Raw genomic sequence first — 11,957 nt, 5'->3', positions numbered from 1 at the left:
GCGGACTATGCCAGCCCAACGCGGCTGTGCGCCCTGGGGCTAGCCCGGGACTTGCGGCACGGCTGGCCGCCGAGTTCGCTGCCCTAGACCCTGGCCAAGGCCTCTGCGCATTCGCGCACCAGGGCCGGACCCTTGTAGATCAGCCCTGTGTAGACCTGCACCAGGTCGGCACCAGCCTGGATCTTGGCGCGGGCATCGTCGCCAGACAGCACGCCGCCGACGCCGATGATGGGAAAGTCCTTGCCCAGCGCGGCGCGCAGGAGGCGGATCACGCGGTTGCTGGCCTCAAACACCGGCCTGCCGGAGAGGCCGCCCATCTCGCCGGCATGCGCCAGCCCTTGCACTGCATCGCGGGAGATCGTGGTGTTGGTCGCGATCACGCCGTCGATGCCGTTCTTCTGCAGCGTTTGCGCGATCACGGCGACCTGGTCTTCTTCGAGGTCGGGCGCGATCTTCACGAACATCGGCACCCGGCGACCACTGGCCTTCTGCAGCTGCTGCTTCCTGGCTTGCAGCTGCGAAAGCAGGGCGTCGAGTGCCTCGTCGCTCTGCAGCGCACGCAGGTTCTTCGTGTTGGGGCTGGAGATGTTGACGGTGATGTAGTCGGCATGCGGGAACACCCCCTCAAGGCCGATCAGGTAATCGTCCACCGCGTTCTCGATCGGCGTGGCGGCGTTCTTGCCGATGTTGAGGCCCACCAGGCCGCCCGCGGCACGGAAGCTGCGGGCACGCTGCACATTGGCGAGAAAAGCCGCCAGGCCCTCGTTGTTGAAGCCCAGGCGATTGATCAGGGCATCGGCTTGCGGCAGGCGGAACATGCGCGGCTTTTCGTTGCCCGGCTGACCCTTGGGCGTGACCGTGCCCACCTCGATGAAGCCAAAGCCCATGGCGCCCAGCCCGTCGATGCAGCGGCCGTTCTTGTCCAGGCCGGCGGCAAGGCCGATGCGGTTGGGGAACTTGAGCCCGGCCACCGTCACCGGGTCGGCAATGCGCGCTTGCGACCAGATGCACTGGGCGGGTGTGTTCTGCAGCCGGGCGATGGCGCCGAGCGTCAACTCATGGGCGTGCTCCGGGTCCAGGCCGAACAGAAAGGGGCGGGTGAGGGCGTAGGGAACGAGGGACATGGGCCGGGATTGTCGCATCGCAACATCTGGCGGACCATAATGTCCGGCTCACGCAGGACCGCATCATGACCACTCCCGAAGCCAGCCGCCACGACCTCGACGCCACCCGCGACAGCACCCGCACCGACGACACCCGCATCGGCGCGGTCCGCCCGCTGATCTCGCCGGCCCTGCTGTTCGACGAGCTGCCGCTGCCCGAGGCCTCGCAGGCGCTGGTCGAGCGCGCGCGCCGTGAAATTGGCGACGTGCTGCACGGGCGGGACGACCGGCTGCTGGTCGTCGTCGGCCCCTGCTCGATCCATGATCACGACCAGGCGATGGACTATGCCCGCCTGCTCAAGACCGCCGAGCAGGAGCTGCGCAAGGAACTCCTGATCGTGATGCGCGTCTACTTCGAGAAGCCGCGCACCACGGTGGGTTGGAAGGGCTATATCAACGACCCGCGCCTGGACGGCAGCTTCCACATGAACGAAGGCCTGCGTCTGGCCCGTCAATTGCTGCTGGATGTCACCGCGCTGGGCCTGCCGGCCGGCACCGAGTTCCTGGACCTGCTCTCGCCCCAATACATCGCCGACCTGATCGCCTGGGGCGCCATCGGCGCCCGCACGACCGAGAGCCAGAGTCACCGTCAGCTCGCCTCCGGCCTCAGCTGCCCGGTCGGATTCAAGAACGGCACCGATGGCGGCATCAAGGTGGCCAGTGATGCGGTGCTCGCCGCCAGCGCCAGCCATGCCTTCATGGGCATGACCAAGATGGGCGCGGCTGCGATCTTCGAGACCCGCGGCAATGCCGACTGCCACATCATCCTGCGCGGCGGAAAGGCGCCAAACTATGACGCGGCTTCGGTCGCGGCGGCCTGCGATGCGCTGCGCGGCTCGAACCTTCGCGAGCAGGTGATGATCGACTTCTCGCACGCCAACTCGAGCAAGAAGTACGAGCGCCAGATCGACGTCGGCAATGACGTGGCGGCCCAGATCTCGGCTGGCGACAAGCGCATCACCGGCGTGATGATCGAATCGCATCTGCAGCCGGGCCGGCAAGACCTGGCCCCGGGCCAGACCAAGAGCGACCTGAAGCCCGGCGTCTCGATCACCGATGCCTGCCTGGGCTGGGGCCAGACCGAGCCGTTGCTGCGCACCCTGGCCGAAGCCGTGAAGCACCGCCGCCAGAATTCCTGAACCTACTCCTTCTTCATCGACATGACCCAAGACGAACTCAAGACCCTGGTCGGCCAGGCCGCCCTGCAATTTGTTCCGGCCGGCGGCATCGTCGGTGTCGGCACCGGCTCGACGGTGGACAAGTTCATCGACGCCCTGGCCGCCAGCGGCCTGCAGATCAAGGGTGCCGTCTCCAGCTCGGTCCGCTCCACCGAGCGCATGAAGGCGCTGGGCATCCAGGTGCTGGAAGCCGGCGAGGTCGAGAGCCTGCCGGTCTACATCGATGGCGCTGACGAAATCGATCATGGCGGCCACATGGTCAAGGGTGGCGGCGCTGCGCTGACACGCGAGAAGATCGTTGCCGACCTGGCCGAGCGCTTTGTCTGCATTGCCGACGAATCCAAGCTGGTGCCGGTGCTGGGCCAGTTCCCCTTGCCGGTGGAAGTGATCCCGATGGCTGCAGCGCAGATCGCTCGCCGCTTTGCAGCCATGGGCGCCACGGCCACCCTGCGCGCCGGCGTCATCACCGACAACAGCTGCCAGATCCTCGACGTGCGCGGCCTGCAGATCAAGGACCCGAAAGCCTTCGAGGCCGAGGTGAACCAGTGGCCCGGCGTGGTCACCGTGGGCGTGTTCGCCCGCAATCGCGCGAGCGTCTGCCTGCTGGGAACGTCCACCGGTGTGAAGACACTGAGCTTCTGAGCCATGCGGCGCGGCAAGCCGGTTTATGACGCGCAGCGCCATGAGCGCTGGCACATGACGACTGCGCGCTGGATCAAGCTGGGCGCCTGCGTGCTCGGCACCCTGCTGATGCAGCACTGGCTTCAGAACTGGGCTGCTGCGCTGGTGCTCACGGCCACGCTGTGGGGCATCTTCCTGGCGCCCGAGCTGATCGGCCTGTTCGGCGACATGGGGCGCTGGCTGCGCTGGGCGCGCTGGCATGAACGCGAGGGCCTGCACTACGAGTTCAAGGGCGTGCACATCCGTGTCCAGGAGGAGCATCGGGAGCGCTGGCTCTGCCTTGGAGACCTGGGCCGTGCGCTCGGCGAGCCACCCAACGAACTGGTGCTGCGACGCCTCAACGAGGACGGCGTGCGCGAGTACGAGCGCCAGCTCTATGTGCAGGACGAGCTCTTGCTGAAGTACCTGGCCGAGCGCAGCAGCGACCGCGCCATCAGCCTGCGGACCTGGGTGCAGCGCACCGTCTTCCACCCGGCGAGGCAACGCCGCTGAGCGACGGCCGGAAGAATTTGTGGATGCCTCTTGACGGCACGTTCCGGCCGTTCGTGTTCTGGTGTCTGCGTTGGTCGAAGATCAGGCCGCCAGCGGGCATCCCTCCGCTCATGCTCAGGCCAGAGGCCTGATCCTTCGCCAGGCACAGACAGTCCTCAGGACTGTCTGTGTCCGGGCTCAGTCCTCCGTCGCCGGCTTGCAGCCGGCGCCTCCCCCTGATATCAGAATCACGCTGCTTCGTTCCGCTTTAGCGAAGCCCGTCAGGGTGATGCCGCGCTCCCCCTATGGCCTTTGAGCCAGAGGTAAAGACTGGTGCCCCCGGCGGATTCGACGCGACAGCTCGAACGGTGTCTTGGGGCGCTGCCGGAGCCTCTCCGGTGGCGACCCCGCATATCAGGGTGCGCAAGTCGGATAAGCGCTTTGCGAAGGAACGTCATGAGAACGAAGCTAGGTGTGGATATCAGCAAGAGGAAGTTCGATGTCGCTTTGCTTGATGCGCAGGGGAAGTTCCGCTCGAAGGTCTTTGCCAACGATGCGGCGGGGTTTTCCCAACTGATGGACTGGATCGAGTCTCACGTTCAGGGCGGCAAGAGCGAGGCTCACGCGTGCATGGAAGCAACGGGCAGCTATCACGAGGCGCTGGCCGTGTTCCTGCATGACAGCGGGGTGGCTGTCTCCGTGGTGAACCCGCTGAGGGTCAAGCGCTTCATCGAATCCGAAGGCATACGCAACAAGACCGACAACGCGGATGCCAAGGCGCTTGCCCGCTTTGCACACAAGCATGAGCTGGAACTTTGGGAGGCGCCGACGCTGGGGCTGCGCAGGCTGCAAGCGCTGGTGCTGCGTCTGCAGACACTGCAGGACATGCGCCAGGCCGAGCTCAATCGGCTGGATGTTGCGCATGACTCGGTGCGGCCGTCGATCCAGGCCATGGTGGACAGTCTGGTGGGTGCCATCGAGGAAGTCACAGCACAGATCAAGTCGAGCATCGACGATGACCCAGACCTGCGCGGACGCAAGGAACTGTTGCAGACGATCCCGGGACTGGGTGAGAAGACCATCCCGCAGCTACTGGCCTACATCGGAAGACCCGAGCGCTTCAGCTCAGCCAAAGCGCTGGTGGCCTATGCAAGCCTGTCGCCGATGATCCGGCAATCAGGCAGCTCGCTGAATCGCAGCAGGGGGACGCATCCCACGGGGCACAAAGAGCTACGCCAGGCGCTGTTCTACCCGGCGATGGTGGCTGCCAAGTACAACCCGCCCATCGCCGCTTTCTGGGCTCGCTTGAAGGCGCAGAACAAGCCGGGTTTGGTGGTTGTCGTGGCCTGCATGCACAAGCTCCTGGCCATCGCCTACGGCGTTCTGAAGTCCAAGAAGCCCTTTGACCCCGCCCACGGGACAGCACTGGCTGCTTGACTCAAGACGGTGTCTTTACTTCGCTGCGGGACACCCACTGCCGTCCTGATCCGCAGCAGCGTGGCCTGCGCCTGGTGGCATTCGAAGGTCCGGCCAAGGGCGTCGGGTGAGGGGCGCAGCGAGGTAAAGGAGGAGGAGCGGGCGGAGCCCGATCCGGGGGACAGGAGCGGAGTCCCTCACCCGATGGCCTTGGCAGCGCAAACGGCCTTCTGGCAAACGGCTGCTACGTGCCGGTTGGCGTCTTCCCAGAAGATCGACGAAGAACAAAAAAAGGGGCGCCCGCGGGCGCCCCAATTCATTCAGGCGTGGAGTATCAGTTGACGCCGACGGCCGACCAGGCGGCTGCGACCGCGTTGGACTGCGTGGAGCCGGCGCCATAGAGGTCGTTGGCGGCCGAGATGGCGGCGGCGCGGGCACCCGCGTAGTTGGTGCTCGAGGTCATCTTGACCGTCAGCGCGCGGTACCAGATCTTGGCGGCAGCGTCGCGGCCGATGCCGCTCAGCGAGCCGCTGCCGGTGGCCACGCGGGTGTTGCCGGCCACGCAGGTCGGGCTGGCGCCCAGGCTGCTGTTCGTGCCTTCGGCCAGCAGGTAGAACCAGTGGTTGGCCGGGCCCGAGCTGTAGTGAACGTCCAGGCTGCCCAGGCCCGAGTACCAGCAGTCGGCCGAGGCGCCGTCGGCACTGGGCTTCATCATGTTGCGCAGGAAGGCCTTGCTGATCATCACCTTCTCGCCGATCAGGTAGTCGCCGGCATCGTTGGCGTTGTTCGCGTAGAACTCGACCATGGTGCCGAAGATGTCCGAAGTTGCTTCGTTCAGGCCACCGGATTCACCCGAGTAGGTCAGATTGGCACTGCGGCTGGTCACGCCGTGGGTCATCTCATGGCCGGCCACGTCGATGGAGACCAGGGCTCGCAGGCTGCGGCCGTCGCCGTCGCCGTAGGTCATGCAGAAGCACGAGTCCGACCAGTAGGCGTTGGCGTAGCTGCGGTTGTAGTGAACCCGGTTGTAGGCGCCCTTGCCATCGTTGGCGATGCCGTTGCGACCGTGGACGATCTTGTAGTAGTCCCAGGTCAGCGCGGTGCCGTACTGGGCGTCGACGGCGGCCGAGGCGGTATCGCTGGTCAGGTTGTTGCCCCAGATGTTGTCGGTGTCGGTGAAGATCGTGCCGCCCTGGCTCTTGTTCTTCATGTTGATCGTGTAGGTGCTGCCGCGGCTTGGGTCGCGCAGCTCGTAGCCCCCCGTCACCGAATTCGTCGTCAGCACCACGTTGCCGCTGTACAGGCTCTTGCCCGTGCCATTGGCCGCGGCCGTGTGGATGTCGTTCCAGTTGTCGAGCAGATTGCCGTTGTCGGCCGACACGATGGCATGCTTCTCGAACGGCGTGCCGTCGGCGTCTTCGCCAACGACCAGCACGTCCCAGGCCAGCACCGGCATGTCGCCACGGGCATAGATCACCAGTTCGGGCGACTGGCCTTTGGCATCACCACCCAGGGCTGCCTTGGCAGCCTGCAGGGCCTGGCCTTGCTTGATGGCGGGCTTGAGCTCTGCCTTGGGTGCGCGCGTCAGTGTGCGGCGCATCTCGACCAGGGTGCCGTTGCGGTCCGAGCGCACGATCATGTCGCCGCCGATCACGCGCAGGCCCTTGTACTTGCGGTCGAAGCGCACATGCTCGCTGCCATCGGCATCGACCACGATGTCGCGCAGGCTGTAGGCCTGGTCGCTGTCGTCCAGGCTGTAGCCCGGGAAATTCTTGATGTGGCCCAGGGCCCTGCCTTCGGCATTGGCCTTGTCGGCGTGGGCGCTGAGGGGCGCAAGGGCGAGGGTGAGGAGGGCCAGGGCGACGCTGGAGAGCGCAGGCGAACGACGTGCTTTCATGGGGACTGTCTCCGTATGGTGGGTTTCCATGCTTGTGCCGCGCCGCCCGATAGGGTGGCTTGTTCAAGCTATGACTTTTGGCACGGTGCGACTATCGCTCGCGCGACGACGTCCTGCCATCCAGCCCAACCCTGTCGGTGCAGCTCCCGCTTGCAAAAGCTTCTGGATCCTGGTTATCGATGAATAACAAAAACACATGGATACATACCAGTTCAGCGCATCCTGAAGATGCCGGTGGCGCCAGGCAGGCGGCCCGACTGCTCGCGCAGGCCTTCGGCTGCCGCTGTGGGCTCTTCGATGCACGCGCGTGCGACAGGCCTTGTCAGGACAGGGTCTTGCGCATCTGTCGGACCCGGAAGCGGGCCGGGTCGATGGCGTCGAGCAAGCCGGCTTCCAGAGGCAGCGGCGCACCGGTGAGCAGCGCGGCAGCGACCTGGCCGCACAGGGCCGCCCAGGTGATGCCACGTGATCCAAGTGCGGTGCACAAGACCAGGCCGGGCAGGCGCGGCAGGAAGCGAGGCTGGTCGTCACGACCCTGGTAGTCGGGCACAGGCAGGCCGCCGACCAAGGGCAGACGGTCCGGTGCGAGCAGCCGCCAGCCGACGCGACCAGCCAGGGCAGTTCGTGGCCTCTCGGCAAGGCCAGCCAGGGCAGCCCACTGCGCAAGGTTCTGATCCTGATCGGCCTGGCGCAATGCGGGGTCCGGGTCCTCGTCCTGCGTGGTCGCGCCACAGAAGACGCCGCCCCTGCCATCGGCCAGCGCATAGCCGGCACCCGCCACGGGCAGCTGAGGCAGCGGCGAGGCCTCGGGCAGATGGCTCAACTGGCCGCGCTGCCGGCTGAGCGGCAGGCCGGGGGCCAGGTCTTGCAGCAGGGGCAGGGCCGCATGACCGCCGGCCAACACCAGGGCTGGCGCCTCGCCAAGCAGGCGGCCGTCCGCATCGAATGCCTGCCAGCCCCGTTGTTCGTCAAGGGCGACGCGCGCCACCGTGCAATGGGTCCGCACCGGGGTGTCGGCGAGCAAGGCGCGCACCAGAGCCTGCGGCGGCAGCGCGCCGCCGTGCGGGTAGAACCAGGCTGGCTGCTTGAGCGGCAAGCCGCAGCGCCGGGCGGCTTCTTCGCTGGAGAGGGCCTGCACATAGTCAGGAGGCAGGCCCAGGCGCGCAATCTGCGCCTGCATGCGAGCGAGATCGCGCTCCAGCTCCAGGCGCAGCAGGCCGCGCTGCATGCCGGCAATCGGCAAACTCTCCAGCAAGGCAGAGGTGGCCAGTGCCGCTGCGCGGTTGAAGCGGGCGTGCAGGCCATCGTCAGGATTGAGCGTGCCGTGGAACAGGCCGGCCGGATTTCCCGAAGCTTCCTGTGCCGGTCCGGCGTGCGCGTCGAGCACGGTGCATGCAATGCCCTGAGCTCGCAGCGCATGCGTGCAGGCCGCGCCTGCCAGGCCGGCGCCGACGATCAAGGCCTCGCGGGCATGTGGCGCCAGCGGCGCGCGGCCAGCCGGCCTTTGCTGCTCGTAGCGCGGCGCGAAGCGTGCTGTCGTCATATGCCATTTCGGCGGCAGGCCCGGCCTTTTCTTGACCTCGAAGCTGGCTGCGCGCAGCGCCTGCCGCACAGGGCCGGCACTGCACCAGCTGGCCAGCGTGCTGTCCGGCCTGGCCAGGCGGCCCAGGAGCTTCAAGGTGTAGGGGTCCCACATCTCAGGGTTGCCGGCCAGCGCAAAGCCGTCGAGATAGATGGCGTCGACCTCGGCCACCAGTTCTGAGAGCCAAGGTCTCACATCACCCAGCGCCAGCAGCAGCTCCACGCGGCCATGCTCGAACACCAGCCGATGCAGGTTGGGCGTCAAGGGCGGCCATTGCGCCAGCAGCTGCTCGGCCAGCCGGGGCTCGCTGGAACCTTGGTGGGCGCGACTCAGGTCCTCGCGGCGCAGCGGGTGCTTCTCGATGCTGATGAAGACCAGGCGCTCGCTGCGCTGCGGGTCGGCCAGCCAGGCCGCCCAGGTGGCAATGAAGTTGTTGCCCAGGCCGAAGCCGGTTTCCAGGATCACGAAGCGGCGGCTGCCCTGCCACCGGCCTGGCAGACCATTGCCGCCCAGAAAGGTGTGGCGGGCCTGATCGAACGCCCCGGACTTGCTGTGGTAGACGTCGCCATAGTCCGGCGCCTGTGGCGTCTCTGGCGTAGAGAAGTCGACCCGGGCCGGGACGATGGGAACGGTCTTCATGCCAGCAGCACGAGGCCTGCCGCGCAGGCGGAGCCGGCGAGCGCCATCAGCACCCAGCGGGCAAACGCCCAGCCACCACCGATGCAGGCAATGAGGCTGCGACTCAGGCTGTTGCAGGCGATCGCGAGGATCACGCCTTGCTGAAGCTGCTGCAGCCCGATCTGGCCCGAGGCTTCCAGCGCCGCGAGTGTGGCGACCGGTGCATGCGCATCACCCAGCCCAGCGAGCGCCACCGCGCCAAACAGGCCCTGTGAGCCAAAGCGCTGTTGGGCCGCATTGACCAGGGTTGCGACCAGCAGGAGCAGGCCCGCGACCAGCAGCGTTTCGCGCAGCTGCAGCGGTGCCCGCTTGGCGCGCGGGTTGACGCGAGCGCGCTTGCCGCTTCGCCGTGCCAGCCAGGCGCCCACGGTGCCTGCCACAAGCAGCCCGGCCAGGGCCGCAGGAGCGAAGGCGAAAGCGGCGGCGGGCGCCAGCAGCATGAGCATCAGAAAGGCCTGCAACCACGTGGCGGCGGTGGACATCACCGCGCCTGCTGCGCAGGCCTGGGCAAGCTCGGGCTCGCGCCGGGCGTGGCGGCCCATCGAGGCAATCGTGGCGGTGCTGGACACCAGGCCCGAGATCAGCCCGGCCACTGCCAAGCCAAGCTGAGGACCGAGGCGCTCCAGCGCCACCTGTCCCAGCGTCTGCAGTGTCAGTATCAGCAGCAAGAGCCCGAGCAAGGCGCGCGGGCTCATGCCGGCAAGCCAGGGCAAGGGTTCGGTGGGAAGCAGGGCGGCGACCAGTAGGCCGCCTGCCAGGATCAGCAGCGGAAACAGAAGCTCGCGTTTCACAGGTTCACGGTCTCCCCGTGCTGCGGCACGCGCACCGGCCAACCCAGCTCGTCCTGGATCCTGCTGCGCAAGGCATCGCTGGCCTCGGGTTCGCCATGCACGACGAAGACCTGGCTGGGCGGCTTCCTGAAGCCACGCATCCAGGCCATCAGGCCATCGGCATCGGCGTGACCCGAGAAGCCCTCCAAGTGGCTGATCTCGGCATTCACCGGCACGAACTCGCCCTGCATCTTGATCTCGCGGGCGCCCGCAATCAGCTTCGCCCCGCGCGTGCCGCCGACCTGGAAGCCGGGGAAGCAGATGTGATGCCGGGCCGATGGCGCCAGCGTGCGCAGGTAGTTCAGCACCCGTCCGCCCGTGGCCATGCCACTGGCCGAGATGACGATGGCGCTGCGCCGTGCGACCTCGGCTGCCAGCTTCATCGACTCGGGCGCCTTGGCCACCAGATGGACGCCGTCGGTCAGGCGGCGCAGTTCGGCCGCGCTGATGCGCAGCAGGCGGCCATTCTTGAGCGTGATCTCGGTGGCTTCGCGGGCCATCGGGCTGTCCAGATAGATGGGCAGATCGGCCGGAATCTCACCTTGCGCGCGCAGGCGCTGGATGACCAGCAGCAGCACCTGTGCACGGCCGATGGCAAAGCTGGGCAGCAAGAGGCTGCCGCCGCGCTGCAAGGTGCGGCGCACCACTTGCGCCAGCGCCTGCTCGAGGTCTTGCGCCGGATGCAGGCGGTTGCCATAGGTCGATTCGATCAGCAGCACATCGGCCTCCTCCAGCGGCTGCGGTGGGGGCATCAGCAGGTCATTGCTGCGGCCCAGATCGCCGGAGAACACCAGGGTCTTGCCGCCGCTCTTGATGCTGATCGAACTGGCGCCCAGCAGATGACCCGCCGGCGTGAAACGGATTTCGCTGCCGCCCAGCTTGAGCCGGCCGTCGCGCGGCAGTCCCACGAAATGGGCCAGCGCGCGCTGCGCGTCCTTGATCGTGTAGAGCGGCAAGGCCTTCTCATGGCGCGAGCTGCCGATGCGGTTGGCGCGGCGAGCGTCTTCTTCCTGCAGGTGGGCGCTGTCGGCCAGCAGCACCTCGCAGAGCTCGCGAGTAGCCCCGGTCGAGAAGATCTGGCCGTGGAAGCCCTGGCGCACCAAGGCCGGTATGTAGCCGCTGTGGTCCAGGTGCGCGTGCGAGAGCAGCACCGCGTCGATGGACACGGGCGCCACGCCCATGGGAGCCCAGTTGCGCTCGCGCAGCATCTTGTAGCCCTGGAACAGGCCGCAATCGAGCAGCAGGCGCTTGTCGCCGGTGTCGAGCAGGTGACGCGAGCCGGTGACGCTGTCGGCAGCGCCGAGGAAGGTCAGTTTCATGTCGTAGATCCCAGGTCCAGAAGTTCGCCGGATTCCAGCACGGACAGGGCCGGGCCGGGCTGAGCCATCGCAAGTCTGAGTGCGCGGGCCACGGTCCGGGCCTCGATTGGCCGCCAGCGCTTGGGAATGAGGCCGGAGAACGGGCCGCTGAGCCGGCTGGCCCAGCGTTCGCCGGCGCGTTCGGGCTGGCCCAGGGCCGCTCGGTCGCCGAGCAAAAGGGAAGGGCGCGCGATCACCAGGCGCTCGAAGCCCAGCTCGCGCAGGCCGCTTTCCATCTCGCCTTTGATGCGGTTGTAGAAGACGCTTGAACCTGGGCTGGCACCCAGGGCCGACACCACGCCGCAACGCCTGGCGCCGGCCTGGCGTGCTGCACGCGCGGTGTTCAGCACGGCATCCAGGTCAACGGTCTTGAAGGCTTGCTGCGAGCCGGCCTGCTTGATGGTCGTGCCCAGGCAGATGAAGACGGCATCAGGCGCAGGCAGCCGCGCTGCAAGATCGCGCGCGCTGAAATCGACGCAGTGCTGGCTCAGCCGGTCACTGGGGGGCAGGTCTTGCCTTTCGCGCCGCATCAGCGCTTCAACGTACAAGGGCTGGCTCAGCAATTCGTCCAGCAGTGCTCGGCCGACGAGGCCCCCTGCGCCAGCCAGCCAGACGCGGTGCGATAGATGTGTCATGGGGCCGGATCTTAGGGCGAAGCCATCTCTCCGCCGTGTGGCGCGGGCCGTACCCTTCTTACCCTGGC

General features: G+C 67.1%; 10 protein-coding genes. 4 read left to right on the top strand and 6 right to left on the bottom strand.

Going from position 1 to position 11,957, the window contains the following annotated elements; translation table 11 throughout:
- Positions 1–83: 83 nt before the first annotated feature.
- Complete coding sequence (locus ABT392_RS09040) at positions 84–1,124, bottom strand: quinone-dependent dihydroorotate dehydrogenase (RefSeq protein WP_395385976.1); 1,041 nt, start codon at positions 1,122–1,124, stop codon at positions 84–86.
- Positions 1,125–1,189: 65 nt separating this feature from the next.
- Between ABT392_RS09040 and ABT392_RS09035 the strand changes: the two genes are divergently transcribed.
- From ABT392_RS09035 to ABT392_RS09020, 4 genes are all read left to right on the top strand, one after another.
- Entirely contained in the window at positions 1,190–2,302 is a 1,113-nt protein-coding gene (locus ABT392_RS09035; protein ID WP_395385977.1) for a 3-deoxy-7-phosphoheptulonate synthase, read from the top strand.
- Between the two features lie 21 nt (positions 2,303–2,323).
- On the top strand, positions 2,324–2,983 hold the full coding sequence (gene rpiA, locus ABT392_RS09030) for a ribose-5-phosphate isomerase RpiA (protein ID WP_334275525.1): 660 nt from the start codon (positions 2,324–2,326) through the stop codon (positions 2,981–2,983).
- A 3-nt stretch (positions 2,984–2,986) separates the two neighbouring features.
- Positions 2,987–3,514, top strand: coding sequence for a BRO-N domain-containing protein (locus tag ABT392_RS09025; protein WP_395385978.1), 528 nt, complete (start codon positions 2,987–2,989; stop codon positions 3,512–3,514).
- 435 nt (positions 3,515–3,949) lie between these two features.
- Positions 3,950–4,930: an IS110 family RNA-guided transposase gene (locus ABT392_RS09020; protein ID WP_395384223.1), complete on the top strand. Its 981-nt coding sequence runs from the start codon at positions 3,950–3,952 to the stop codon at positions 4,928–4,930.
- A 313-nt stretch (positions 4,931–5,243) separates the two neighbouring features.
- Here the strand turns inward: ABT392_RS09020 and ABT392_RS09015 are convergent, their stop codons facing one another.
- The 5 genes from ABT392_RS09015 to ABT392_RS08995 form a co-directional block, all read right to left on the bottom strand.
- Positions 5,244–6,806, bottom strand: coding sequence for a M4 family metallopeptidase (locus ABT392_RS09015; protein WP_464970956.1), 1,563 nt, complete (start codon positions 6,804–6,806; stop codon positions 5,244–5,246).
- A 322-nt stretch (positions 6,807–7,128) separates the two neighbouring features.
- Complete coding sequence (mnmC, locus tag ABT392_RS09010; protein ID WP_395385981.1) at positions 7,129–9,027, bottom strand: bifunctional tRNA (5-methylaminomethyl-2-thiouridine)(34)-methyltransferase MnmC2/FAD-dependent 5-carboxymethylaminomethyl-2-thiouridine(34) oxidoreductase MnmC1; 1,899 nt, start codon at positions 9,025–9,027, stop codon at positions 7,129–7,131.
- Positions 9,024–9,857, bottom strand: a complete 834-nt coding sequence (locus ABT392_RS09005) for a DUF4010 domain-containing protein (protein ID WP_334276499.1) — start codon at positions 9,855–9,857, stop codon at positions 9,024–9,026. The genes mnmC and ABT392_RS09005 overlap by 4 nt, the downstream gene beginning before the upstream one ends.
- Positions 9,854–11,215, bottom strand: a complete 1,362-nt coding sequence (locus tag ABT392_RS09000) for an MBL fold metallo-hydrolase (RefSeq protein WP_334276500.1) — start codon at positions 11,213–11,215, stop codon at positions 9,854–9,856. Before ABT392_RS09000 ends, ABT392_RS09005 begins: the two co-directional genes overlap by 4 nt.
- Positions 11,212–11,889 carry an NAD(P)H-binding protein gene (locus ABT392_RS08995; RefSeq protein WP_464970955.1) on the bottom strand — a complete coding sequence of 226 codons (678 nt, stop codon included), beginning with the start codon at positions 11,887–11,889 and terminating at the stop codon, positions 11,212–11,214. The genes ABT392_RS09000 and ABT392_RS08995 overlap by 4 nt, the downstream gene beginning before the upstream one ends.
- Between the last annotated feature and the right edge of the window lie 68 nt (positions 11,890–11,957).

It is taken from the genome of Paucibacter sp. JuS9, assembly GCF_044043925.2.
Classification (GTDB): Bacteria; Pseudomonadota; Gammaproteobacteria; order Burkholderiales; family Burkholderiaceae_C; genus JAUASW01.
This window is presented reverse-complemented; position numbering and strand designations above follow the sequence as displayed.